Source organism: uncultured Tyzzerella sp. (assembly GCF_963558545.1).
In the GTDB taxonomy this organism is placed as follows: Bacteria; Bacillota; Clostridia; order Lachnospirales; family CAG-274; genus Tyzzerella.
On the sequence record NZ_CAUWHO010000007.1, the window covers coordinates 37906 to 61250 of the forward strand.

Here is a 23345-nt window from a genome sequence, read left to right on the forward strand (position 1 = left end):
TCAATTATTTCAATTAAGCTATATTTTATGTTATGTTATTATATTATATATCAAAATTATTTAAAAATAATTACAATAAAATTAAAAAAATATTACAAAAAATTTTAAAATAAATATTGTATAAAAACATTAAACTTTAAAAGTAAGATTACGTTATATAATATATAAAAATTAAAAATTTTAGGAGGAAATAATAATGAAAAAATTTATTAGTGGATTATTAATTGGTGGTATTATTATGACATCTGTATCAGCTTTTGCCGCTAATGTTGTTAATATGAAAGCAGTATACTCTGTTAAAAACCTTATTGTAAATGGTGTTAATACTGGCAAGGGTAGCAGTGCTTTTATAAGTAATGGGACAACTTATGTTCCATTAAGAACTGTAAGTGATGCATTAGGGCACGAAATTTCTTGGGATTCTAAAACTAGGTCTATTTATATTAATACAGGGAATAAAACACCTGATGCAAACGGAGAACCAACAGATTTACCATTAGCAGATACAGGGGCGACTACAATGCCTACTACTCCAAACGCTAACATCTCTAATGGACAAAAGTTAATTAGTATGGAAGTAGCTAAAGAAGCAGCTATAAAAGCTGTTGGAGGTGGAAGTGTTATTTCACAAGATGCTGATATTTATGACGATGATGATATTCCAGATTATGAATTTAAAATAATGAAAAATAACAAAGTTTATGAAGTAAGCATTAATGCACTAACAGGTGCTGTTATTGATTTTGATATTGACTAATATTTAAAATTAAAAAATAAAATCAAGTAAAAATAATTTTACTTGATTTTATTTTTTTTAGATGTATAATAGTTGTATATCTAACAATTATATAATAAGATTTATAGAGGTGTTTTTGTGAAAAATATTTTTAGGATAACATATAGAGATTTTAAAAAAATTATAAAAAATCCAGTAGCATTAACTGTTATAATAGGCGCTTGTTTTATACCTGCATTGTATGCTTGGTTTAATATAGCTGCTAGTTGGGACCCATATGGAAGTACAAATGGGTTAAAAGTTGCAGTTTCTAACAATGATACAGGCACACAACTATTGGATATAGACTTAAACTTAGGGGATAAAATAAAAGAAGAACTACAAGGAAATAATAATATAGGGTGGGTATTTGTAGATAAAGATATAGCCATAGAAGGTGTTAAAAGTGGAGAATACTACGCAGGGGTTATTATACCAGAAAATTTTAGTGAAAACTTTTCTAGTATTTTAACAGATGACATAAAAACTCCTAAAATAGAATACTATGTTAACCAAAAAAAGAATGCTATAGCACCTAAAATAACAGATAAAGGTGTGTCTGTTGTTCAACAACAAATAAATGAGGCTTTTTTAGACACTGCTAGCAAAGTATTAGAAGGAACTTTAAAAGTTGCTTATAATAAAATAGACGAAAAAGAGCAAACAGTTGCAGATAATATGATAAGTGCTTTAAACCAGGTGTCATCATCATTAGAACAATATAAAAATTTATCTAAAAGTTTTGATGAGGGGTTAAATTCTACAAAAAGCCTTATTGATACAACAAAATTAATACTGCCAGCAGGTAAATCTATTGCACAAAATGGGGAAGATATGTCAAATAATATAAATGGGTTAATACATTCTTCCAGTCAGGTTTTTAATAGTATTACAGGGACAGTAGAAAGTTTTTTATTAACATCAGAAGATTTAGCTAATGATATTCTAGATGTATGGAAAGATGTATCTAATGTAAATGAAGATAATATAGACATAATAAAAATGCAAATAGATTTTATTAATAAAAGAACAGATAAAATTATAACTATTAATAAAAATATTGATAGAGTGTTAAATAATTTGAATAATAAACTTCCCATAAGGTTAAAAATTATAGATGAGTTTGTTAATAAACTAGAAAGGCTTAATGGTGCTTTAAACGATATTATATCAACAGGTGAAAATATAGAAAGAATAATAAATAGTGGTAATAATATATCAGACAGTTTAAGAAAAAGTATGGGAAGTCAGTTAAATAAGGTAAGAGAAGACATATCTGGTATAAAAGACTTATATAGAGCTAATATAAAGCCTAATATAGACTATGAAGCAGAAAAAATGTATAAAACGCTTGTAGATTTTAATATATTATCTAAAAATACAATGGGAATAATATCGCAAATGGATAAAATACTAGATGGTATATTTAATACAATAGAAGCTAGCCAAAAGGCAATAGAAAGTACTAATAATGTGATACAAAGTAGCCAAGATGATGTTAAAAATTTACAAAAGAAAATCCAAGAGGTTAAAGCAGAGGATAAATTAAAAAAACTTGCTACTATATTAAAAAATGACCCTAATACAGTAGGTAAATTTATTTCTGCCCCTGTTCAAGTAGAACAAGTATCTTTTTATGAAATATCAAATTATGGTTCTGCTATGACACCTTTTTATACTATATTATCTTTTTGGGTAGGTGGAGTATTATTAGTGTCGTTGTTAAAAACTAGAGTTTATGAAGATGATAATATAAAAAATATAAAGCCTTATCAAGCTTATATAGGGAGATATTTTTTATTTATGATAATAGGTATTATACAAGCTATTGTTGTATGTTTAGGAGATTTATATATATTAAAGGTACAATGTTTAAACCCTGTTTTATTTGTTTTAGCAGGTATAGTAGCTAGTATAGTATTTATTAATATAATATATACCCTTGTTGTTTCTTTTGGTGATGTTGGTAAAGCTATTTGTGTGTTTTTGCTTGTTATACAAGTTGCAGGAGCAGGGGGAACATTTCCTGTAGAAGTTACACCTGAATTTTTTCAAAAAATAAATCCATATATACCTTTTACTTATGGTATAAATGCTATGAGAGAAACTATTGCTGGTATATATGAAAATGCCTATAAAACAGATATTATAAAATTACTTAGTTTTTTACCATTTTCTTTATTGCTAGGACTTTTTTTGAGAAAACCTCTTATTAAAATAAATGAATTTTTTGAAGAAAAACTAGAAGAAACACATCTTATGTAATAACTAAATATTAGATAATTATTACAACAGGATATTTGTATTGATTATTTAAATTAATATAGTATATATAAAATTATTCATTATTATATATACTATATTGACATATATAAAATTATTCATTATTATATATACTATAAGGGGGGATTAAAATGAAATTTAAAGAAAAAATATTAAAAATAGTTGAAATTATTTCGCAAAAATCTGAATTAAAACACCAAATATTAGAAAATACTAAAGTGCTTTTAGATGACTATGAGAAAAATAAAGATGACGAAAATGATGAAGCAACATACTGGGAGTACATAGTATCAAGCTGTTTAACAGGTGAAAATATAAGTGAAATTTATGAAGATTTAGACGAAATACCATATAATGATTTTGACGAAGATGCATACTTAAAAGCTCCTTTATTTACTTTTGATTGGAAAGAATATGCTGAAGAGTATATAGGTGGCTTAGAAACTCTTATAGATGCACAAAAACTAAATATAACTTTAAAAGACATAGAATATGATAATGATAACGATGATATTGAAAACGTAAGTCGTAGGATACACAATAAATTAAAGCCTTTAGGTTATATTTTAACTTCTATAGATATAGGCAGTGACGAATATGAAATATGTATCTTAAAAGAAGAAGATTTTAATACAATAAAAAATATGATAGAAGAAGATGAAATTTTATCAGATGTTATAATTTTACAGGTGTTTGGAGATTAAATAAATATAGTAGGTTTTATGTAAAATAGAAAAGATTTTATAATTAAACTCTACAATAGTTACAGTATGATATTGTAGACAAAGTATACAATATCTTCAAAAATAACAAGTTTATTTTTTTGAGATACTCTAAGGTAAAAAAGCTGATTTTTTCGCACAAGGGCTAAAACCCCTCGAAATCTAGCCTTTACACAATCCAAGGCAAAGCTTCGTATTGTGATTAAAATTTTTATACCCTATAAATAGGATATAAAAATGAAAAAAATTTACTTTAATATTATTTTGTCTACATTCTACAGTATTGTATTTATTTTTATTACCAGTAGATTTAGTTAATAAAAAAATTATAAAAAAAGTAAAAAAATGCTTGCAAATATTTTTAGTATATGCTATAATACGTTGTGTTGTGACATTAAGAGCGATGAAATAGAAGGTTGTTACCTTAGTGGTAAGTTTTTCTATGGAGCGATGTCCAGTTCAAGAAACCGGGCGACAAGTCACTGTGTATATCGAATATTTGTAAGCATTTTATTGCTATATATAGCTTTAAGTATGTTTGACATTGGGCATATTATGTCTATTTTATTGATGTGTACAGTCACCGCTTGTCGTGCTAGAAACTAAAAGTACGAAAAGGAGGGGACTTTTTTTATGGCTAATCAAAAGCTTAGAATCAGTCTTAAAGCTTATGACCATAAGTTAATCGACCAATCTGCTGTGCAAATTATTGAAACTGCTAAAAAAACAGGTGCTCAAGTGAGTGGACCTATTCCACTTCCTACTAAAAAGGAAGTTGTTACTATCCTTAGAGCGGTTCATAAGTACAAAGATTCTAGAGAACAATTTGAGCTTAGAACTCACAAAAGATTGATTGATATTTTAATGCCAACTCAAAAAACTATGGACAGCTTAAGCCGTCTTGATTTACCAGCTGGCGTTGATATTACTTTAAAAATGTTATAATTTTTAGTAATATATCAATAAATGGTTATAACTTACACAATAATTACAAATAATATAATGTAATTAATCCAAATTGGTTTATATAAGTTCGCCTTATATTTGCCTAGAATGATTACTCAAAATATATATTGGGTAATCCGCTGTAGACTACGGAGGTGCAATTTAATTATGAAAAAAAGCATTATTGCTAAAAAAATTGGTATGACACAAATTTTTGCTGAAAATGGTATACTTATTCCTGTTACTGTTTTAGAAGCAGGCCCTTGTGTTGTTACTCAAAAGAAAACAATTGAAAATGACGGATACGAAGCTATTCAAGTAGGCTTTGGTGAAGTTAAAGAGAAAAAAGTTAACAAACCTTTAAAAGGACATTTTGATAAAGCAGGTGTTTCTGCTACAAAATTATTAAAAGAATTTAAACTTGAAAATGTAAGTGAGTATGAATTAGGTGCTTTAATTAAAGCTGACATATTTGCTGCTGGTGATAAAATTGATGTTAGTGGTGTATCTAAAGGAAAAGGTTTCCAAGGTGCTATCAAAAGACATAATCAACACAGAGGACCTATGGCTCACGGTTCTAAATATCACAGAGGTGTTGGTTCTTTATCTTCTGCAACTACTCCTGGTAAAGTTAAAAAAGGTAAAAAAATGCCTGGACATATGGGTGCAGAAAATGTTACTATTCAAAACCTTGAGGTTGTTAGAGTAGATGCTGAAAAGAATTTACTTCTTGTTAAAGGTGCTGTTCCTGGCAACAAAGGTTCAATTCTTGTTATTAAAGAAAGCGTAAAGGCTTAATTAATCTTTACGAAAGGAGGAAAACCTAAATGGCAATAACTGTAAAAGTTTTAAATATGAGCGGAAGCGAAGTAGGCTCTGTTGAATTAAATGAAAATATATTTGGAGTTGAAGTAAACGAACACGTTATGCATCAAGCAGTTGTTCAATACTTAGCTAATCAAAGACAAGGTACTAAAAGTGCTAAAACACGTGCTGAAGTTCGTGGTGGTGGTAGAAAACCTTGGAGACAAAAAGGTACTGGTCGTGCTAGACAAGGTTCTATACGTTCTCCTCAATGGACTGGTGGTGGCGTTGTATTTGCTCCAAAACCAAGAGATTTCTCTTTTAAATTAAATAAAAAAGTTAAAAGATTAGCTCTTAAGTCTGCTCTTACTACTAAAGTAAACAACGAAAAATTTGTTGTTGTAGATGAGCTTAAATTAAACGAAATTAAAACTAAAGAAATGAAAAAAGTTCTTGATAATTTAAATGTAAACAAAGGGTTAGTTGTTTTAGAAGAAAATAATAAAAATGTGTTATTATCTGCTAGAAATATACCTAATGTAAAAACTGCTGGTGTTAATACAATAAATGTATATGACATCTTAAAATATGAAAGCTTTGTTGTAACTAAAGAAGCTTTAGCTAAAATTGAGGAGGTGTACAAATAATGGCTGATATTAAATACTATGACGTTATTTTAAAACCTGTTGTTACTGAAAAAAGTATGGGGCTTATGGCTGATAGAAAATATGCTTTTTATGTACACCCTGAAGCTACTAAAATCCAAATTAAACAAGCTGTGGAAAAAATGTTTGATGGGGTTAAAGTAGACTCAGTTAATACTATGAACTTAACAGGTAAAACTAAAAGACGTGGTTATACTTTTGGTAAAACTAACAATAGAAAAAAAGCAATCGTTACATTAAAAGAAGATAGTAAAGATATTGAAATCTTCCAAGGAATGTAGTATAATAAATTAATGTTTTTAAATTGATGAAACACACGGAAACGTTGTAAAGAAAATCGAAAGGAGTGTAATTAATGGGTATTAAGAGATTTAAACCTTATACACCTTCAAGAAGACAGATGACTGTTTCTGACTTCTCAGAAATTACTAAAAAAACTCCTGAAAAAAGCTTAGTTGTTCACATTAAAAAAACTTCTGGGCGTAATAATCAGGGTAAAATAACTGTTCGTCATCACGGTGGTGGACATAAGAAAAAATATAGAATTATTGATTTTAAAAGAAATAAAGACGGTATCAATGCTAAAGTTGTTGCTATCGAATATGACCCAAACAGAACATCTAACATTGCTTTAATTAGCTATGCAGATGGTGTTAAATCTTACATCATTGCACCTAACGGCTTAAAAGTTGGAGATATATTATCTAACGGTCCAGATGCAGAAATCAGAATTGGTAACGCATTACCTATGAGAAATATTCCAGTTGGTTCTGAAATTCACAATATTGAAATGAAACCAGGTGCTGGTGGACAATTAGTTCGTGCTGCTGGTAACGTTGCTCAATTAATGGCTAAAGAAGGTAAATATGCAACAGTTAGACTTCCTTCTGGTGAAATGAGATTATTACCTATTGATTGTAGAGCTACAATCGGTCAAGTTGGTAATATTGACCACGAGCTTATCAACATTGGTAAAGCTGGTAAAAAACGTCATATGGGTATTCGTCCTACTGTTCGTGGTTCTGTTATGAACCCTAATGATCACCCTCACGGTGGTGGTGAAGGTAGAGCACCTATTGGTAGACCATCTCCTTGTACTCCTTGGGGTAAACCAGCTCTTGGATACAAAACTAGAAAGAAACATAAAGCAAGTAATAAATATATTATCCGTGGTAGAAATAAATAAAAGGAGGGCTGTTTAAATGGCTAGATCGCTTAAAAAAGGACCATTTTGTGATGCACACCTTCTTAAAAAGGTAGATGCTCAAAATGCTGCTAACACAAAAAATGTTATAAAAACTTGGTCTCGTCGTTCTACTATCTTTCCAGAGATGATTGGACACACTATTGCTGTTCACGATGGTAGAAAACATGTGCCTGTATACATTACTGAAGATATGGTTGGACACAAATTAGGAGAGTTCGCTTTAACTAGAACTTATAGAGGACACGGAAAAGACGCAGAGAAAAAATCAAGAGTACGTTAATCGGCTTTGGAAGGAGGTTAATTTAATGTCTGAACAGATTAAAAGTAGAAGTAAGTTTAAAAGAAAAGTTAGAAACGCAGCTACTAGAGAGCTTAAAAGACAAAGAGCTGAAGCTCATCACAACTTTGCTAGAATTTCTAACACTAAAGCTAGAATAGTTTTAGACCAAATTAAAGGTAAAAATGCTTCAGAAGCTTTAGCAATTCTTGCTTACTCACCAAGATATGCTGCTGAAATTATAGAAAAAGTTTTAAAATCTGCTATGGCTAATGCAGAACATAACTTAGGATTTGATGTTGATAAATTATATGTTGATGAGGTAGTTGCTAATCAAGGACCAACTCTTAAAAGAATTCGTCCTAGAGCTCAAGGTAGAGCTTATAGAATTAACAAACGTACTGCACACATTTCAATATATCTTAAAGAAAGATAAGGAGGTTCACGATGGGTCAAAAAGTAAATCCACACGGGTTAAGAGTGGGTGTTATCAAAGACTGGGATTCAGTATGGTATGCGGATAAACACAACTACGCTGACTACTTAGTAGAAGATAATGCACTTAGAACTTGTATTAAAAATAAATTAAAAGACTCTAGCGTTTCTAAAATTCAAATAGAGAGAGTTAATGGAGCTAACGATAATGCTAAAGTGAAAATTACTATTCACACAGCTAAACCAGGCAACGTTATCGGTAGAAAAGGTGAAGCTATCCAAGCATTAAGCAATGAGCTTCAAAAAATGACTTCTCAAAAAGTTTTAATTAACATAGAAGAAATTAAAAAACCTGAGCTTGATTCTCAATTAGTAGCTGAAGATATTGCACGCCAATTAGAAAACCGTGTAACATTTAGAAGAGCTATGAAACAAGCTATGACTAGAACAATGAGATTAGGTGCTAAAGGTATTAAAACTGCTTGTTCTGGACGTTTAGGCGGTGCTGAAATGGCTCGTACTGAACATTATCACGAAGGAACTATTCCTCTTCAAACTTTAAGAGCAGATATTGACTATGGATTTGCAGAAGCTGACACTACTTATGGTAAAATTGGTGTTAAAGTTTGGATATACAAAGGAGAAGTTCTTCCTCAAAGAGCTGCTAAGGAAGGGAGTGAAGAGTAATGTTAATGCCTAAAAGAGTTAAAAGACGTAAACAGTTTAGAGGCCGTTTAAAAGGTAAAGCTACTCGTGGTAATAAGATTACTTATGGTGAGTTTGGTATACAAGCTTGTGAACCAAGCTGGATTACTTCTAATCAAATAGAAGCTGCCCGTATCGCTATGACTAGATACATCAAACGTGGTGGTAAAGTTTGGATAAAAATTTTCCCAGACAAACCTATTACTGAAAAACCTGCTGAAACAAGGATGGGTTCTGGTAAAGGTTCACCTGAATATTGGGTAGCTGTTGTTAAACCAGGTAGAATTATGTTTGAAATAGCTGGAGTAAATGAAGAAGTTGCTCGTGAAGCCCTTCGTCTTGCTATTCACAAATTACCTATTAAATGTAAAATTGTGTCACGTGCTGACCAAGAAATGGAAGGTGATAACAGTGAAAACTAAGGATTATTTATTAGAGCTTAAAAATAAATCTGCTGATGAGTTAAACGGTGAATTAGTGTCTGCTAAAAAAGAATTATTTAATTTAAGATTTCAAAATGCTACAAATCAATTAAATAATACTGCTAGAATAAGAGAAGTTCGTAGAAATATTGCTCGTATTCAAACTGTAATCACTCAAAAGCAAAAAGGTATGTAATTAGTATAATGGAAGGAGGTAACCTTAGTGGAAAGAAATCTTCGTAAAACAAGAATTGGTAAAGTTGTAAGCGACAAAATGGACAAAACTATCGTTGTTGCTGTAGAAAACAATGTTAGACACCCATTATACAAAAAAATTGTGAAGACTACTTATAAGTTAAAAGCTCACGATGAAAATAATGAATGTAAAATTGGTGACCGTGTTAAAGTTATGGAAACAAGACCTTTATCTAAAGATAAAAGATGGAGACTTGTTAATATTGTAGAAAAAGCTAAATAGTTCCTGTATGAAAGGAGGTAACTACATTGATACAACAAGAATCAAGATTAGTTGTTGCCGATAACTCAGGTGCTAAAGAGTTATTATGTATCAGAGTATTAGGTGGTTCAACTAGAAGATATGCAAATATAGGTGACATTATTGTTGCTACTGTTAAAGATGCAACACCTGGTGGCGTTGTTAAAAAAGGTGACGTTGTTAAGGCTGTTGTTGTTAGAACTGTTAAAGGTGCTTCAAGACCAGATGGTTCTTATATTAAATTTGATGAAAACGCTGCTGTTATCATCAAAGATGACAAAAACCCAAGAGGTACTCGTATATTTGGACCAGTTGCTAGAGAGCTTAGAGAAAAACAATTTATGAAAATCTTATCTCTTGCACCTGAAGTATTATAAGGAGGTGTAATTGTGAAGATTAAAAGAGGCGACAAGGTAGTTGTTATTGCTGGTAAAGATAAAGATAAAGAAGGTAAAGTTCTTCTTGTAGATAGAAAAAATAACAAAGTTGTAGTTGAAGGTGTTAATCAAATTAAAAAACATCAAAAACCAAATGCTATAAACCATACAGGTGGTATTATTACTAAAGAAGCTCCTATTGATGCTTCTAACGTAATGTATTTACACAATGGTAAAGCTAGCAGACTTGGATACAAAGTTGAAGAAGTAAATGGTAAAAGAGTTAAAAAGAGAATAATCAAAAAAACTGGAGAAGTTATTGATTAAGAAAGGAGGTACATTTTACTGTGAACGTTTTAAGAGAATACTATGAAAATGAAATAGTTGATGCTATGATGAAAAAATTTTCATACAAAAATAAAATGGAAGTTCCAAAAATTGAAAAAATAGTTATCAATATGGGTCTTGGTGAGGCAAAAGAAAATGCTAAAGCTATTGAAAGCGCTGCTGGTGATTTAGCTATTATTGCAGGTCAAAAACCAATTATTACTAAAGCTAAAAAATCTATTGCAGCATTTAAACTTCGTGCAGGTATGCCTATTGGTTGTAAAGTTACACTTAGAGGCGAAAAAATGTACAGCTTTGCTAACAGATTAATAAATTTAGCTTTACCTCGTGTTCGTGATTTCCGTGGTGTTAGTGCTAACTCATTTGATGGTAGAGGTAACTACACTTTAGGTGTTAAAGAACAACTTATGTTCCCTGAAATTAGATATGATAAAATTGATAAAATTAGAGGTATGGATATCGTTTTTGTTACTACTGCTAAAACAGATGAAGAAGCTAGAGAGTTATTAAGATTATTCGGTATGCCGTTTAAAAAATAAGGGAGGAGCAAGAATATGGCTAAAAAATCTATGGTCGTGAAGCAACAAAGAAAACCAAAACATTCAACACAAGCTTATACTCGTTGTAGAATATGCGGTAGACCACATGGTTATTTAAGAAAATTTGGTATATGTCGTATTTGTTTCCGTGAATTAGCCTACAAAGGTCAAATCCCGGGAGTAAAAAAAGCTAGTTGGTAATTTTGGGAAAGGAGGATTTTTATAATGTCAATGAGTGATCCTATTGCAGATATGCTTACAAGAATTAGAAATGCAAATACTGCAAAACATAATACAGTTGATGTACCTTCTTCTAAAATGAAAGAAGCTATTGCTAATATTTTAGTAAATGAAGGTTATGTAAAAGGTTTTGAATTAATCGAAGATGGCGTGAAAAAGACTATGCGTATCACGCTTAAATATGGAAAAGATAAAAACGAAAAGGTTATTTCTGGTATAAAAAGAATTTCTAAGCCTGGTCTTAGAGTTTATGCTAACAGAGAAGAGCTTCCTAGAGTTTTAGGTGGTCTTGGTACTGCTATCATCTCTACTAACAAAGGGATTGTTACAGATAAAGAAGCTAGAAAACTTGGTGTTGGCGGAGAAATTATCGCTTTTGTTTGGTAATTAAAAAAACAGGAGGTGCAATAAATGTCACGTATAGGTAGATTACCTATTGCTATCCCAGCTGGTGTTGAAGTTAAGCTTGAGGAAGGCAATGTTATTACTGTTAAAGGTGCTAAAGGTACTTTAACTCGTAAATTAGTTGACGATTTAACTATCACAGTTGAAAACAACGAAGTAGTTGTTACTAGACCTAGTGATTTAAAAAGATATAAATCTTTACACGGTCTTACTAGAACACTTATTTTCAATATGGTTGTAGGTGTTACAGAAGGCTATACTAAAGAACTTGAAATAAACGGGGTTGGTTACAGAGCTGCTAAATCTGGTAACAAATTAAACCTTACTTTAGGTTATTCTCACCCTGTTGAAATGATTGACCCAGAGGGCGTTACTACTACTGTAGAAGGAACTAATAAAATTATCGTTTCTGGTATTGATAAAGAAAAAGTTGGACAGTTTGCTGCGGAAATTAGATCTAAACGTCCACCAGAGCCTTACAAAGGTAAAGGTATTAAATATACTACTGAACACATTAGACGTAAAGTTGGTAAAACAGGTAAGAAATAAATAAAGGGGTGAGGACACTATGATAAGAAAGCCATCACGTGCTGAAGCTAGAGAAAAACGTCACTTAAGAATCCGTAATAAAGTAAGTGGTACAGCACAAAAACCTAGATTGGCAGTATTTAGAAGTAATAAACACATCTATGCACAAATCATAGATGATACAGTAGGCAATACAATAGTTTCTGCATCTACTATGGAGGCGGACATTAAAGGTAAGCTTTCTAAAACATCTGATGTTGAAGCAGCTAAAGTAGTTGGTGCTGAAGTTGCTAAAAAAGCTATCGCTAAAGGTATTGATACAGTTGTATTTGACCGTGGCGGTTATATATATCAAGGCAAAGTTATGGCTTTAGCTGAAGCAGCTAGAGAAGCTGGCTTACAATTTTAGTAAGGAGGGAAAATCTTGAGAAACAAAATTAATGCTAGTACGCTTGATTTAAAAGATAAGGTTGTTACTATTAAACGTGTTACTAAGGTTGTTAAAGGTGGTCGTACTTTCCGTTTTGCAGCATTAGTAGTAGTTGGAGATGAAAACGGACACGTTGGCGTTGGTCTTGGTAAAGCTATGGAAATACCTGATGCTATTAGAAAAGGCAAAGAAGATGCTATGAAAAACCTTATTTATGTTGAACGTAATAAAGATGATAGTATTTACCACGAAATGATGGGTAAATTTGGAAGTGCAACTGTATTATTAAAACCAGCTCCAGAAGGTACTGGGGTAATCGCTGGTGGTCCTGCTCGTGCTGTGTTAGAGCTTGCAGGTATTAGAAATATTAGAACAAAATCTTTAGGTTCTAATAACAAGAAAAACGTTGTTAATGCAACTATTGAAGGATTAAACCGAGTTACTACTCCTGAACGTGTTGCTAGACTTCGTGGTAAAACAGTTGAAGAAATTTTAGGTTAAGGAGGGCATATAAATGAGTTTAAAAATTACTTTAGTTAAATCTACAATTGGTGCTATCCCTAAACATAAAAAAACTGTTGAAGCTTTAGGACTTAGAAAAACTAATAGCTCTATCGTTAAAGAAGATAATGCAGCTATTAGAGGTATGATTCAACAAGTTAAACACTTAGTTAAAGTTGAAGAAATCTAGTAGAAGGAGGTGTCCCTTAAATGAATTTAAGTGAATTAAGACCAGCTGAAGGCTCAAAAGGTAAAGTATTTCGTAGAGGTAGAGGACACGGTTCTGGTAATGGTAAAACTGCAGGTAGAGGACATAAAGGGCAAAACGCACGTTCTGGCGGCGGTGTAAGACCAGGATTTGAAGGTGGTCAAATGCCTCTTTACAGAAGAATACCTAAAAGAGGTTTCCATTGCAGAAACCATAAAGAAATCGTTGCTATTAACGTAAATCTTTTAAACGTTTTTGAAGATGGAGCTACTATTGATATTGATGCTCTTAAATCAAAAGGGTTAGTAAGTAACCCTAGAGATGGTGTTAAAATTCTTGGTAATGGAGAATTAACTATTAAAAATATAACTGTTAAAGTAAATTTATTTAGCAAAACAGCTATTGAAAAAATTGAAGCAGCGGGCGGAAAAGCTGAGGTGATTTAATGTTTTCAACCTTTAGAAATGCTTGGAAAGTACCTGATTTGCGTAAAAGAATAATATTTATGATTCTTATGACTTTAGTTATAAGAATAGGTACTAAAATAACAGTTCCAGGTATTAATATTGCAGACTTAAGTACAAACAGTAACAATACATTATATAATATTATTACTGGTGGTGCTTTTGGAACAATTTTTGCTTTAGGTATAGGGCCATACATTACTTCATCGATTATTATGCAACTTTTAACAGTTGCTATACCTAAACTTGAACAGCTTAATAAAGAAGGCGAGCAAGGAAGAAAAATAATTAATAAATATACTCGTGTATTAGCTGTTGTATTAGCTTTTATGCAAGCTACAGGACAAATATTATCTTTAAAAGGTGCTTTTGTTTATCAAAATGCTTGGGTATATTTTGTTGCTGCATTATCTATGGTAGCAGGTACTATATTGGTTATGTGGCTTGGTGAAAGATTAACTGAAAAAGGCATTGGCAATGGTACATCTTTTATTATCTTTGCTAATATATTAGCTAGCTTACCAAATACTGTTAAAACTATTTATGTAGATACAGTAGGTGGTGGGACAGCAGCATATATAAAAGCAGCTATAATAATTGTTTTATTCATTCTTCTTATAGCTTTTGTTATACTTGTTCAAGATGGTGAAAGAAGAATTCCTGTACAATATTCTAAAAAAATGGTTGGTAGAAAAATGTATGGTGGACAATCTACTTTTATACCTATTAAGGTTAATATTGCAGGTGTTATGTCTATCATTTTTGCAATATCTATATTGCAGTTTCCACAAACTATTGCACAGCTTTGGCAAACACCACCAAACTGGCTACAAGAAGTTGTACGTATTTTAAATATAACTAACCCTATAGGTGCTATATTATATATTATACTGATTTTTTGTTTTACATCTTTCTATACATCATTTTCTTTTAACCCTATTGAGGTTGCAGAAAATATGAAGAAGAATGGTGGATTTATACCTGGTATTAGACCAGGAAAGCCTACTTCTGATTTTATACAAAATGTTGTAAATAAAATCTCTTTAATAGGAGCTTGTTTCTATGCTGTTATAGCTATAGTACCAGTATTATTTGAATGGATATTCAAAGTAAATGTTGGGTTTGGAGGAACAACACTCCTTATTATAACAGGTGTTGCATTAGAGATTGTTAAACAGCTTGATTCTCAACTTTTAATGAGAAATTATAAAGGATTTTTAGGTTAAAAATTTGGTGATTCGAGGGAGTGCTTAGCACTTTCTCTATATTAACCAAATATACAAACGTTATTTTGAAAGAAGGGTAAATATGAAACTTGTACTTATAGGAAGCCCTGGTGCTGGTAAAGGTACGCAGGCTAAAGTTTTATCAAAGCATTTTGATATAGCACACATTTCTACTGGCGATTTATTAAGAGAAGAAATTAATCTTAAAACAGAACTTGGCTTAAAGATTATAGATATAATGAACGCTGGAGAGCTTGTTTCTGATGAGATTGTAGAGGCACTTCTTTCTAACAGAATCAAAAAAGACGATTGCAAAAATGGATTTATATTAGATGGATATCCTCGTAATGTAGAACAAGCAGAAGGCTTGCCATCTATTGTTGGAGAGATTGACAAAGTTGTTTTAATAAGTGTTGAAGATGACCTTATTATCGAACGTATGGTTGGTAGACGTGGTTGTCCTAAATGTGGGCAAATGTATCACATAAAATATAATCCACCTAAAGAAGATGGCATTTGTAGTGAATGTGGCACTGCACTTGTTCAACGTAAAGATGATAACGAAGAAACTGTTAAAAACAGACTTTCTGTTTACCATACATCTACATCACCTATAATTGATTATTATAAAAACAAAGGACTCCTTTTAGAGATAAACGGTGTTGGTAACATTGATGATATAAGTAAGCAATTAATAGATGCTTTAGAAGGGGCTAAATAATGTCTATTACAATAAAAAATGATAAGCATATAGATTTTATGAGAGAAGCAGGCAAAATAAATGCACAAGTTTTACAACTTATGGAAACTTGTATTAAGCCTGGTATTTCTACAAAAGAGCTTGATAAAATAGCTTTTGATTTTATTAAATCTAAAGATGCAACGCCTTCTTTTAAAGGTTATGGTGGTTTTCCTGCTACTATATGTGCATCAGTTAATAATCAATTAATACATGGTATACCTTCAGATATTGCTCTTAAAGAAGGTGATATTATTAGTATAGATGTGGGAACTTATAAAAATGGGTTTCACGCAGATGCAGCCAGAACTTTTGCTGTTGGTAATGTATCCGATGAAGTTAAAAGGCTTATAGATGTTACTAAAGGCTCTTTCTTTGAGGGAATAAAATTTGCAAAAGTGGGATATTATCTATACGATATATCCGCTGCAGTACAAAAATATATTGAAGATAATGGTTTTTCAGTAGTTAGAGATTATGTAGGACACGGTATAGGTAAAAACCTACACGAAGACCCACAAATACCTAATTTTAGACCTTTTAATAAAAAAGGACCTAAGCTTGTAAAAGGTATGGCTTTAGCTATTGAGCCTATGGTAAATGCTGGAGCAAAAGATATAAAAGTGCTTCAAGATGGCTGGACAGTTGTTACAAAAGATGGTTCTTTATGTGCACACTATGAAAATACTGTTATTATTACAGAAAATGAACCAGAAATACTCACACTTTAAGATTTTTATATTGAGGTGAATTAGGTTGTATACCAAAGGTCAAGTTGTTTATTCTAAATGTGGACGTGATAAAAGACGACCTTTTATAATTTTTGGTCTTGATGACGAATTTTTATACTTGGTTGATGGTGAACTAAGAAAATTAGAAAAACCTAAGAAAAAAAAGAAAAAACATGTTCAAATTGTTAACAAAATAGATTATAATATAAAAAAGAAGCTTGATGAAAATCTTTATCTGTTAGATGCAGATATTAGAAAAGCATTAGAGCCTTTTAAAATTTAATTGTAATAGTATTAAGGAGGTTTTATACCTTGTCTAAAAACGATGTTATCGAAGTGGAAGGTACTGTCCTTGAAAAGCTTCCAAATGCTACTTTTAAAGTGGAGCTTGAAAACGGACATCAAATCCTAGCTCATATATCAGGTAAACTACGTATGAACTTTATTAGAATTATACCTGGAGATAAAGTTATGATAGAAATGTCTCCTTATGATTTAACTAAAGGTAGGATTACTTGGAGAGATAAATGATGAAAGGAGTTTAAAAAATGAAAGTTAGACCATCTGTTAAACCTATGTGTGAAAAATGCAGAATTATTAGAAGAAAAGGGGCTATCAGAGTTATCTGTGAAAACCCTAAACACAAACAAAAACAAGGTTAATATGGCATTTAAAGGTACGAGAACCTTTAAATACCAGTCAAACTGGGTACTGATACTTTAGATGCGGCTGTCTAAAGTATATTATATAAATGTTGATAGAAGAAAAATAAATAAAATTGTAAAGGTTAATAAACCTAATTTTCAGGAGGTGCAAGAATTAATGGCTCGTATTGCGGGTGTTGACTTACCAAGAGAAAAACGTATAGAAATTGGTCTTACTTATGTATATGGTATCGGACGTGCTAGCTCTAATAGAATATTAGCTGAAGCTGGTATTGACCCAAACACTAGAGTAAGAGATTTATCTGACGATGAAGTGGCTAAAATTCGTGAAGTAATTGATGCTACTCAAACTGTAGAAGGTGATTTAAGAAGAGAGATAGCTCTTAATATTAAACGCCTTGTTGAAATTGGATGCTACAGAGGTATCCGTCATAGAAAAGGTCTTCCAGTTAGAGGACAAAAAACTAAGACTAATGCTAGAACTAGAAAAGGTCCTAGAAGAACTGTTGCTAATAAGAAAAAATAATCTTTTGAAGGAGGTTTAGAGTTAAATGGCTAAAAAGACAGTAAAAAAATCTACAGGCCGTAGACGTCGCGACAGAAAAGTTGTTGAGCGTGGTCAAGCACACATTCAATCAACTTTTAATAATACAATTGTAACTATTACAGATGCTTCTGGTAATGCTCTTTCTTGGGCAAGTGCTGGTGAATTAGGGTTTAGAGGCTCTAGAAAATCTACTCCTTATGCTGCACAAATGGCTGCAGACAAAGCTGCTCTTGCTGCAAAAGATTATGGCTTAAAAACAGTTGAAGTTTTTGTAAAAGGCCCTGGTAGTGGTAGAGAAGCTGCTATTCGTGCTTTACAAGCAGCAGGTCTTGATGTAACTATGATTAAAGATGTTACTCCTGTACCACACAACGGTTGTAGACCACCAAAAAGAAGAAGAGTTTAATCATTACTATAAATTTAGGAGGTGCTATTAGAAATGGCTAGAGATATGGGTCCTGTTCTTAAAAGATGCAGATACCTTGGTATCGACCCTATTGTTCTTGGGGTTACTAAAAAAGCTAGTAAACGTAAAAGAACAATGAGAAAATTAAGCGAATACGGTATTCAATTAAAAGAAAAACAAAAAGTTAAATTTATATATGGTGTTTTAGAAAAACAATTTAGAAACTACTATAAAGTTGCAGATAATATGCACGGTATTACTGGTGAAAACCTTCTTATGCTTCTTGAACTTAGACTTGATAACGTAGTTTATAGATTAGGTCTTGGTCGTACTAGAAAAGAAGCTAGACAAATTGTTCGTCACAATTTAATCCGTGTAAACGGTAAAAAAGTTAATATCCCTTCTTATAGAGTTAAAGTTGGTGATGTTATCGAAGTTAAAGAAAACAAAAAAGACTTACAAAGATTTAAAGATGTACTTGAGGTTACAGGGTCAAGAGTTGTTCCTGCTTGGTTAACTGCAGATACAGAAAATCTTAAAGGTAGCGTGGTTACTATGCCTTCTAGAGACCAACTTGATTTACCTGTTAACGAAACACTTATCGTTGAGTTATATTCTAAATAACCTATTTTTTAATTATCTAGTATTTTTTGGGAAAATTTACTTCCTAAAAAATACTAGTAGTTTAAGATATTTATAAGGGAGGTTAAAATTAGTGTTAGGATTTGAAAAACCTCGCATTGAAATTGCTGAGATATCAGAAGATAAAAGATATGGCAAATTTATTGTTCAACCTTTAGAAAGAGGATATGGTACTACTCTTGGTAACTCTTTAAGAAGAATTCTTTTATCTACTTTACCAGGAGCTGCTGTTAGCAATATAAAAATTGATGGTGTTCCACACGAATTTAGCGTTATCCCAGGTGTTAAAGAAGATGTTACAGAAATTATATTAAACCTTAAAAATCTTGCTATTAAAAACAATAGTACTAGCAACGACCCTAAAGTTGCTTATATAGATTTTTCTGGCGAAGGTGAAATTAAGGCTAAAGATATAAAAGTAGATTCTGACATAGAAATTGTAAATCCAGATTTGCATATTGCTACTTTAAGTGGTGGTGCTGAAAGTAAAGTTTTTATGGAAATTACTATTACTAAAGGTAGAGGATATGTAGAAGCTTCTAAAAATAAAAAGCCAGACCAACCTATAAGAATGATTCCTGTTGATTCTTTATATACTCCTGTAGAAAGGGTAAACTTTATTGTAGAGGATACTCGTGTTGGTCAAATAACTGACTATGATAAACTTACTTTTGAAGTATGGACTAATGGTACTGTTAGCCCAGATGATGCTGTAAGTTTAGCTGCTAAAGTACTTAATGAACATTTAGCTTTATTTATTGATTTATCAGATAATGCTAAAAATACAGAAATTATGGTCGAAAAAGAAGAAGGCAAGAAAGAAAAGGTGCTTGAGCTTAGTATAGAAGAGCTTGACCTTTCTGTTCGTTCTTATAACTGTCTTAAACGTGCAGGTATTAACACAGTTGAAGACCTTGCAAATAAAACAGAAGATGATATGATGAAAGTACGTAATCTAGGACGTAAGTCTTTAGAAGAAGTTCTTGGAAAAATGGCAGAGCTTGGGCTTGCTTTAAGTCCTAGTGATGAATAATATATTATTTAAGGAGGATTAGTAATGGCTGGATACAGAAAACTTGGGCGTACATCAAGCCAACGTAAGGCGTTACTTCGTAATCAAGTAACTAACCTTTTATATCACGGCAAAATTAAAACTACTGAAGCCAAAGCTAAAGAAATTAGAAGAATAGCTGAAAAGTTAATAACTCTTGCTATTAAAGAAAAAGATAACTTTGAAGAAGTTACTGTTAAAGCTAAAGTAGCTAAAAAAGATGCTGAAGGTAAAAGAATTAAGGAAGTTGTAAATGGTAAAAAAGTTACTGTTTTTGATGAAGTTGATAAAACTATTAAAAAAGACCTTCCTTCAAGATTAAATGCTAGAAGAAAAATGCTTAGTGTACTTTACCCTGTAACAGAAGTACCTGCTGATGGTAGAAAGAAAAGAAGCAACACTAAAGTTGTTGATATGCCTAAAAAAATGTTTGAAGAAATTGCTCCAAAATATGTTGGTAGACCAGGTGGTTATACTCGTATTGTAAAACTTGGTGCTAGACGTGGTGATGGTGCAGAAGAAGTTATTATAGAACTTATTTAATCAATTTTTTGAATACTTTATATTCAAAAACAGGTACTCCTAAAATTTATGTAATTAAAATTTAATACAAAAAACGTATATAAATTTTAATTACATTCATTAAGTTGTACCTTAATTGTAATAATCAATAAAAAGCTGAAGATTTTATCTTCGGCTTTTTTATATGTATAGATATAGTACAGATTGTGGATAAAATAATATAAAAGTAAATATTTAATATTTGTTAAAAAATGAGATAATCTATTAAGTATTATATAAAGATAAATAAAAAATGCAATATAAAAATTTTTATATGGACAATAAAATTTACAAAAAGTTGACATATACAAGTGTATTTTATATAATTAATATAGCAAAAAAATTATGGAGGAATATATGAAAAATTTAGGTGTAAATGAAATTAGAAAAAAATATTTAGACTTTTTTCAAGAAAAAGGGCATTTAAAAATGAATAGTTTTTCTTTAGTGCCACAAAATGACAAAAGTTTGTTACTTATAAATTCTGGTATGGCTCCTTTAAAGCCATATTTTACAGGGCAACAAATACCACCAAATAAAAGGGTTACAACTTGTCAAAAATGTATTAGAACAGGAGATATAGAAAATGTAGGTAAAACAGCAAGACACGGTACATTTTTTGAAATGCTTGGAAATTTCTCTTTTGGAGATTATTTTAAGGAGGAGGCTATCCCTTGGGCTTGGGAGTTTTTTACAAAGGTACTACAATTACCAGAGGATAGGCTTTATGTATCTGTATACCAAGATGACGATGAGGCATTTGAAATATGGAATAAAAAGGTTGGAATACCAGAAAAGAAAATAGTACGTCTTGGTAAAGAAGATAATTTTTGGGAGCACGGCACAGGACCTTGTGGACCTTGCTCTGAAATATATTTTGACAAGGGTGAGCAATATGGTTGTGATAATCCTAATTGTTATGTAGGTTGTGACTGTGATAGGTATATGGAAATATGGAATTTAGTTTTTACACAGTTTAACAGAGAAGAAGATGGAACATATTCTAACCTCGATAATCCTAATATAGATACAGGTATGGGGCTTGAGAGAATAGCTACTGTTATGCAGGGAGTAAACTCTATATTTGATGTAGATACAATAAAAGCTATTAGAGATAAAGTTTGTGAATTGTCTAATACTAAATATGGAGCAGATAAGAAAAAAGATATATCTATAAGGGTTATAACAGACCATATTAGGTCAGTTACATTTATGACAGCAGATGGTGTTTTACCTTCTAATGAGGGTCGTGGCTACGTTCTTAGACGTCTTTTAAGACGTGCTGCAAGACACGGTAAAATATTAGGGATAAATGATTTATTTTTAACAGATTTAAGCAAAATAGTTATAGAAACATCTAAAGATGCTTATCCAGAGCTAGAAGAAAAGAAAGACTATATTAATAAGATTTTAACAGTAGAAGAAGAAAGATTTTATGCTACAATAGATACAGGTATGGAGCTTTTAAAACAAAAGATAGATGAGTTAAAATCTAATAATAACAATAAATTAAAAGGTGAAGATGCATTTAAGCTTTATGACACTTATGGTTTTCCTTTTGACCTTATGAAAGAAATATTAGAAGAAGTAAATATGACAATAGACGAAGATGGTTTCTTAAAAGAAATGGAAAACCAAAAAAACAAAGCACGTTCTGCTAGAGAAGAAGACACTTATATGGGAGCAGAAGAAACTATATTCCATAAATTAGACCCAGCTATGAAAAGCGAATTTTTGGGATATGATAATGATAACCTTAAAGATAGTAAAGTTTTAGCTATTGTGTGTGAAGATGCTATTGTAGATAGTGCTAAAGAAGGAGATAAAGTAGTAATAGTTGTTGATAAAACACCTTTTTATGCAGAAATGGGTGGACAAGTTGGAGATAAAGGAACTATTGAAAATGGTAATGTTTTAATAGAAGTAAATGACTGTACAAACTTTGGTGGAAATAAAATTTTACATTTTGGTGTTGTTAAAAAGGGTCAAATAAAAGTAAATGATAGTGTTATATTAAAAATAGACGAAGAAGAAAGACTTTCTATTACTAGAAATCATACTGCAACTCATATTTTACACAAAGCACTAAAAGAAATTTTAGGTAATCATATAGAACAAGCAGGTTCTTTAGTATCTAAAAGTCGTTTACGTTTTGACTTTACTCATTTTGAGGCATTAACAAAAGAAGATTTATACAAAATAGAAAAAGCTGTTAATACACATATTTTAAAAGGACTTGATGTATGTATTAAAGAAACAGATATAGAAACAGCTAAAAAAGAAGGGGCAACAGCCCTTTTTGGAGAAAAATATGGAGATGTTGTTAGAGTTATAAATATTGGTGGGTATTCTATTGAGCTTTGTGGTGGTACACATCTTAAAAACTCTGCTCAAATAGGTAGCTTTAAGATAGTTTCTGAAAGTGGTGTTGCTGCTGGTGTTAGACGTATAGAAGCAGTAACAGGCTTTGGAGCTTTAGATTTTTATGAAGAAAGAGAAAATACAATACTTAATATTTGTGAAAACTTAAAAGCTAACCCTAAAAATGTTGTAGCTAAATCTTTATCTATAACAGAAGAAAATAAAAAGCTTTTAAAAGAAATAGAAAGTTTAAAATCTAAATTATCATCTGGACTTTTAGATGAAATATTAAACCAAAAAGAAACTATAAATGGTATAGATATTTTAGTTTGTAAAGTTTCTAATATGGATATGGATACCCTTAGAAATATGGGGGATAAAATAAAAGAAAAGCTATCAGACTATGCTATACTTTTAGCTAGTGATAATGATGGAAAAGTTAACTTTATATCTATGTGTAGCGATAGTGCTATAAAAGCTAATGTTAAAGCTGGAGATATAGTTAAAAAGGCTGCTACTATTTGTGGTGGTGGTGGTGGTGGCCGTCCTAATATGGCTCAAGCAGGCGGTAAAGACCCATCTAAAATAGATGAAGCTATAAAATGTACTTTAGATTTTATAAAAGATGTTATATAATTTG

Annotated in this window: 36 protein-coding genes; all 36 read left to right on the forward strand. The window is 31.2% G+C overall.

The window, feature by feature from the left end; all coding sequences use genetic code 11:
• Window positions 1–196: 196 nt before the first annotated feature.
• The 36 genes from R5Z65_RS01460 to alaS all read left to right on the forward strand — a co-directional run bounded on the left by R5Z65_RS01460 (window position 197) and on the right by alaS (window position 23341).
• On the forward strand, window positions 197–757 hold the full coding sequence (locus tag R5Z65_RS01460) for a stalk domain-containing protein (protein WP_317366609.1): 561 nt from the start codon (window positions 197–199) through the stop codon (window positions 755–757).
• 117 nt (window positions 758–874) lie between these two features.
• Entirely contained in the window at window positions 875–3040 is a 2166-nt protein-coding gene (locus R5Z65_RS01465) for a YhgE/Pip domain-containing protein (protein ID WP_317366610.1), read from the forward strand.
• 149 nt (window positions 3041–3189) lie between these two features.
• Window positions 3190–3762 (forward strand): hypothetical protein, encoded by a 573-nt coding sequence (locus R5Z65_RS01470; protein WP_317366612.1) that lies wholly within the window; start codon window positions 3190–3192, stop codon window positions 3760–3762.
• Window positions 3763–4413: 651 nt separating this feature from the next.
• Complete coding sequence (rpsJ, locus tag R5Z65_RS01475; RefSeq protein WP_250278352.1) at window positions 4414–4725, forward strand: 30S ribosomal protein S10; 312 nt, start codon at window positions 4414–4416, stop codon at window positions 4723–4725.
• A gap of 168 nt (window positions 4726–4893) precedes the next feature.
• Window positions 4894–5523: a 50S ribosomal protein L3 gene (gene rplC / locus R5Z65_RS01480; RefSeq protein WP_317366613.1), complete on the forward strand. Its 630-nt coding sequence runs from the start codon at window positions 4894–4896 to the stop codon at window positions 5521–5523.
• A 29-nt stretch (window positions 5524–5552) separates the two neighbouring features.
• Entirely contained in the window at window positions 5553–6176 is a 624-nt protein-coding gene (rplD, locus tag R5Z65_RS01485; protein ID WP_317366614.1) for a 50S ribosomal protein L4, read from the forward strand.
• A complete protein-coding gene (gene rplW / locus R5Z65_RS01490) occupies window positions 6176–6475 on the forward strand; it encodes a 50S ribosomal protein L23 (RefSeq protein ID WP_317366615.1) in 300 nt (99 codons plus the stop codon). The genes rplD and rplW overlap by 1 nt, the downstream gene beginning before the upstream one ends.
• A 74-nt stretch (window positions 6476–6549) precedes the next feature.
• On the forward strand, window positions 6550–7380 hold the full coding sequence (gene rplB, locus R5Z65_RS01495; RefSeq protein WP_317366616.1) for a 50S ribosomal protein L2: 831 nt from the start codon (window positions 6550–6552) through the stop codon (window positions 7378–7380).
• Window positions 7381–7396: 16 nt separating this feature from the next.
• Complete coding sequence (gene rpsS / locus R5Z65_RS01500; protein ID WP_317359741.1) at window positions 7397–7681, forward strand: 30S ribosomal protein S19; 285 nt, start codon at window positions 7397–7399, stop codon at window positions 7679–7681.
• Between the two features lie 25 nt (window positions 7682–7706).
• The gene (gene rplV / locus R5Z65_RS01505; RefSeq protein WP_317366617.1) at window positions 7707–8114 is read left to right on the forward strand and encodes a 50S ribosomal protein L22; all 408 of its coding nucleotides are present in this window, start codon (window positions 7707–7709) and stop codon (window positions 8112–8114) included.
• Between the two features lie 11 nt (window positions 8115–8125).
• Window positions 8126–8800: a 30S ribosomal protein S3 gene (gene rpsC / locus R5Z65_RS01510; RefSeq protein ID WP_317366618.1), complete on the forward strand. Its 675-nt coding sequence runs from the start codon at window positions 8126–8128 to the stop codon at window positions 8798–8800.
• The gene (gene rplP / locus R5Z65_RS01515) at window positions 8800–9240 is read left to right on the forward strand and encodes a 50S ribosomal protein L16 (RefSeq protein ID WP_317359734.1); all 441 of its coding nucleotides are present in this window, start codon (window positions 8800–8802) and stop codon (window positions 9238–9240) included. Before rpsC ends, rplP begins: the two co-directional genes overlap by 1 nt.
• A complete protein-coding gene (rpmC, locus tag R5Z65_RS01520; protein WP_317366619.1) occupies window positions 9230–9436 on the forward strand; it encodes a 50S ribosomal protein L29 in 207 nt (68 codons plus the stop codon). The genes rplP and rpmC overlap by 11 nt, the downstream gene beginning before the upstream one ends.
• 27 nt (window positions 9437–9463) lie before the next feature.
• Window positions 9464–9718, forward strand: coding sequence for a 30S ribosomal protein S17 (gene rpsQ, locus R5Z65_RS01525; RefSeq protein WP_284345824.1), 255 nt, complete (start codon window positions 9464–9466; stop codon window positions 9716–9718).
• Between the two features lie 26 nt (window positions 9719–9744).
• Entirely contained in the window at window positions 9745–10113 is a 369-nt protein-coding gene (gene rplN / locus R5Z65_RS01530; RefSeq protein WP_317366622.1) for a 50S ribosomal protein L14, read from the forward strand.
• Between the two features lie 12 nt (window positions 10114–10125).
• The gene (gene rplX / locus R5Z65_RS01535) at window positions 10126–10440 is read left to right on the forward strand and encodes a 50S ribosomal protein L24 (RefSeq protein ID WP_317366624.1); all 315 of its coding nucleotides are present in this window, start codon (window positions 10126–10128) and stop codon (window positions 10438–10440) included.
• Window positions 10441–10460: 20 nt separating this feature from the next.
• A complete protein-coding gene (gene rplE / locus R5Z65_RS01540; RefSeq protein WP_317366625.1) occupies window positions 10461–11000 on the forward strand; it encodes a 50S ribosomal protein L5 in 540 nt (179 codons plus the stop codon).
• Between the two features lie 15 nt (window positions 11001–11015).
• On the forward strand, window positions 11016–11201 hold the full coding sequence (locus R5Z65_RS01545) for a type Z 30S ribosomal protein S14 (protein WP_250278365.1): 186 nt from the start codon (window positions 11016–11018) through the stop codon (window positions 11199–11201).
• A gap of 24 nt (window positions 11202–11225) precedes the next feature.
• On the forward strand, window positions 11226–11627 hold the full coding sequence (gene rpsH / locus R5Z65_RS01550; RefSeq protein ID WP_317366626.1) for a 30S ribosomal protein S8: 402 nt from the start codon (window positions 11226–11228) through the stop codon (window positions 11625–11627).
• A 24-nt stretch (window positions 11628–11651) separates the two neighbouring features.
• The gene (rplF, locus tag R5Z65_RS01555; protein ID WP_317366627.1) at window positions 11652–12194 is read left to right on the forward strand and encodes a 50S ribosomal protein L6; all 543 of its coding nucleotides are present in this window, start codon (window positions 11652–11654) and stop codon (window positions 12192–12194) included.
• Window positions 12195–12213: 19 nt separating this feature from the next.
• Window positions 12214–12582, forward strand: coding sequence for a 50S ribosomal protein L18 (gene rplR / locus R5Z65_RS01560; protein WP_317366628.1), 369 nt, complete (start codon window positions 12214–12216; stop codon window positions 12580–12582).
• 12 nt (window positions 12583–12594) lie between these two features.
• Entirely contained in the window at window positions 12595–13104 is a 510-nt protein-coding gene (gene rpsE / locus R5Z65_RS01565) for a 30S ribosomal protein S5 (protein WP_317366661.1), read from the forward strand.
• 13 nt (window positions 13105–13117) lie between these two features.
• Window positions 13118–13294 (forward strand): 50S ribosomal protein L30, encoded by a 177-nt coding sequence (gene rpmD, locus R5Z65_RS01570; protein ID WP_317366629.1) that lies wholly within the window; start codon window positions 13118–13120, stop codon window positions 13292–13294.
• Between the two features lie 20 nt (window positions 13295–13314).
• Window positions 13315–13758, forward strand: coding sequence for a 50S ribosomal protein L15 (gene rplO, locus R5Z65_RS01575; RefSeq protein ID WP_317366630.1), 444 nt, complete (start codon window positions 13315–13317; stop codon window positions 13756–13758).
• Window positions 13758–15002, forward strand: a complete 1245-nt coding sequence (gene secY / locus R5Z65_RS01580) for a preprotein translocase subunit SecY (protein ID WP_317366631.1) — start codon at window positions 13758–13760, stop codon at window positions 15000–15002. Before rplO ends, secY begins: the two co-directional genes overlap by 1 nt.
• Window positions 15003–15084: 82 nt before the next feature.
• Entirely contained in the window at window positions 15085–15723 is a 639-nt protein-coding gene (locus tag R5Z65_RS01585; RefSeq protein WP_317366632.1) for an adenylate kinase, read from the forward strand.
• Window positions 15723–16472, forward strand: a complete 750-nt coding sequence (gene map, locus R5Z65_RS01590; RefSeq protein WP_317366634.1) for a type I methionyl aminopeptidase — start codon at window positions 15723–15725, stop codon at window positions 16470–16472. Before R5Z65_RS01585 ends, map begins: the two co-directional genes overlap by 1 nt.
• 25 nt (window positions 16473–16497) lie before the next feature.
• On the forward strand, window positions 16498–16755 hold the full coding sequence (locus R5Z65_RS01595; RefSeq protein ID WP_250278375.1) for a KOW domain-containing RNA-binding protein: 258 nt from the start codon (window positions 16498–16500) through the stop codon (window positions 16753–16755).
• Window positions 16756–16784: 29 nt separating this feature from the next.
• On the forward strand, window positions 16785–17003 hold the full coding sequence (gene infA, locus R5Z65_RS01600; protein WP_250278376.1) for a translation initiation factor IF-1: 219 nt from the start codon (window positions 16785–16787) through the stop codon (window positions 17001–17003).
• A 17-nt stretch (window positions 17004–17020) separates the two neighbouring features.
• On the forward strand, window positions 17021–17134 hold the full coding sequence (gene rpmJ / locus R5Z65_RS01605) for a 50S ribosomal protein L36 (RefSeq protein ID WP_317359701.1): 114 nt from the start codon (window positions 17021–17023) through the stop codon (window positions 17132–17134).
• Window positions 17135–17294: 160 nt separating this feature from the next.
• A complete protein-coding gene (gene rpsM / locus R5Z65_RS01610) occupies window positions 17295–17663 on the forward strand; it encodes a 30S ribosomal protein S13 (RefSeq protein ID WP_250278378.1) in 369 nt (122 codons plus the stop codon).
• Window positions 17664–17688: 25 nt separating this feature from the next.
• Entirely contained in the window at window positions 17689–18090 is a 402-nt protein-coding gene (gene rpsK / locus R5Z65_RS01615) for a 30S ribosomal protein S11 (protein ID WP_250278379.1), read from the forward strand.
• Between the two features lie 33 nt (window positions 18091–18123).
• Complete coding sequence (gene rpsD, locus R5Z65_RS01620) at window positions 18124–18714, forward strand: 30S ribosomal protein S4 (protein ID WP_317366638.1); 591 nt, start codon at window positions 18124–18126, stop codon at window positions 18712–18714.
• Between the two features lie 91 nt (window positions 18715–18805).
• Window positions 18806–19765, forward strand: coding sequence for a DNA-directed RNA polymerase subunit alpha (locus R5Z65_RS01625; protein ID WP_317366639.1), 960 nt, complete (start codon window positions 18806–18808; stop codon window positions 19763–19765).
• 24 nt (window positions 19766–19789) lie between these two features.
• Window positions 19790–20326 (forward strand): L17 family ribosomal protein, encoded by a 537-nt coding sequence (locus tag R5Z65_RS01630; RefSeq protein WP_317366640.1) that lies wholly within the window; start codon window positions 19790–19792, stop codon window positions 20324–20326.
• A gap of 375 nt (window positions 20327–20701) precedes the next feature.
• Window positions 20702–23341 carry an alanine--tRNA ligase gene (alaS, locus tag R5Z65_RS01635; RefSeq protein ID WP_317366641.1) on the forward strand — a complete coding sequence of 880 codons (2640 nt, stop codon included), beginning with the start codon at window positions 20702–20704 and terminating at the stop codon, window positions 23339–23341.
• The last annotated feature ends 4 nt before the right edge of the window (window positions 23342–23345 follow it).

Bases quoted from the DNA above. Each gene is read 5' to 3' on its own strand.
- rplR (WP_317366628.1), top strand. From the start codon at position 12,214: ATGATAAGAAAGCCATCACGTGCTGAAGCTAGAGAAAAACGTCACTTA.
- rplF (WP_317366627.1), top strand. From the start codon at position 11,652: ATGTCACGTATAGGTAGATTACCTATTGCTATCCCAGCTGGTGTTGAA.
- rpsS (WP_317359741.1), top strand. From the start codon at position 7,397: ATGGCTAGATCGCTTAAAAAAGGACCATTTTGTGATGCACACCTTCTT.
- R5Z65_RS01545 (WP_250278365.1), top strand. From the start codon at position 11,016: ATGGCTAAAAAATCTATGGTCGTGAAGCAACAAAGAAAACCAAAACAT.
- R5Z65_RS01470 (WP_317366612.1), top strand. From the start codon at position 3,190: ATGAAATTTAAAGAAAAAATATTAAAAATAGTTGAAATTATTTCGCAA.
- rpsJ (WP_250278352.1), top strand. From the start codon at position 4,414: ATGGCTAATCAAAAGCTTAGAATCAGTCTTAAAGCTTATGACCATAAG.
- rplD (WP_317366614.1), top strand. From the start codon at position 5,553: ATGGCAATAACTGTAAAAGTTTTAAATATGAGCGGAAGCGAAGTAGGC.
- rpsH (WP_317366626.1), top strand. From the start codon at position 11,226: ATGTCAATGAGTGATCCTATTGCAGATATGCTTACAAGAATTAGAAAT.
- rpsM (WP_250278378.1), top strand. From the start codon at position 17,295: ATGGCTCGTATTGCGGGTGTTGACTTACCAAGAGAAAAACGTATAGAA.
- rplO (WP_317366630.1), top strand. From the start codon at position 13,315: ATGAATTTAAGTGAATTAAGACCAGCTGAAGGCTCAAAAGGTAAAGTA.
- rpmJ (WP_317359701.1), top strand. From the start codon at position 17,021: ATGAAAGTTAGACCATCTGTTAAACCTATGTGTGAAAAATGCAGAATT.
- alaS (WP_317366641.1), top strand. From the start codon at position 20,702: ATGAAAAATTTAGGTGTAAATGAAATTAGAAAAAAATATTTAGACTTT.
- map (WP_317366634.1), top strand. From the start codon at position 15,723: ATGTCTATTACAATAAAAAATGATAAGCATATAGATTTTATGAGAGAA.
- rplP (WP_317359734.1), top strand. From the start codon at position 8,800: ATGTTAATGCCTAAAAGAGTTAAAAGACGTAAACAGTTTAGAGGCCGT.
- R5Z65_RS01460 (WP_317366609.1), top strand. From the start codon at position 197: ATGAAAAAATTTATTAGTGGATTATTAATTGGTGGTATTATTATGACA.
- rplW (WP_317366615.1), top strand. From the start codon at position 6,176: ATGGCTGATATTAAATACTATGACGTTATTTTAAAACCTGTTGTTACT.
- rplC (WP_317366613.1), top strand. From the start codon at position 4,894: ATGAAAAAAAGCATTATTGCTAAAAAAATTGGTATGACACAAATTTTT.
- rplV (WP_317366617.1), top strand. From the start codon at position 7,707: ATGTCTGAACAGATTAAAAGTAGAAGTAAGTTTAAAAGAAAAGTTAGA.
- rplB (WP_317366616.1), top strand. From the start codon at position 6,550: ATGGGTATTAAGAGATTTAAACCTTATACACCTTCAAGAAGACAGATG.
- rpsC (WP_317366618.1), top strand. From the start codon at position 8,126: ATGGGTCAAAAAGTAAATCCACACGGGTTAAGAGTGGGTGTTATCAAA.
- secY (WP_317366631.1), top strand. From the start codon at position 13,758: ATGTTTTCAACCTTTAGAAATGCTTGGAAAGTACCTGATTTGCGTAAA.
- rpmD (WP_317366629.1), top strand. From the start codon at position 13,118: ATGAGTTTAAAAATTACTTTAGTTAAATCTACAATTGGTGCTATCCCT.
- rpsK (WP_250278379.1), top strand. From the start codon at position 17,689: ATGGCTAAAAAGACAGTAAAAAAATCTACAGGCCGTAGACGTCGCGAC.
- R5Z65_RS01630 (WP_317366640.1), top strand. From the start codon at position 19,790: ATGGCTGGATACAGAAAACTTGGGCGTACATCAAGCCAACGTAAGGCG.
- rpsD (WP_317366638.1), top strand. From the start codon at position 18,124: ATGGCTAGAGATATGGGTCCTGTTCTTAAAAGATGCAGATACCTTGGT.
- R5Z65_RS01585 (WP_317366632.1), top strand. From the start codon at position 15,085: ATGAAACTTGTACTTATAGGAAGCCCTGGTGCTGGTAAAGGTACGCAG.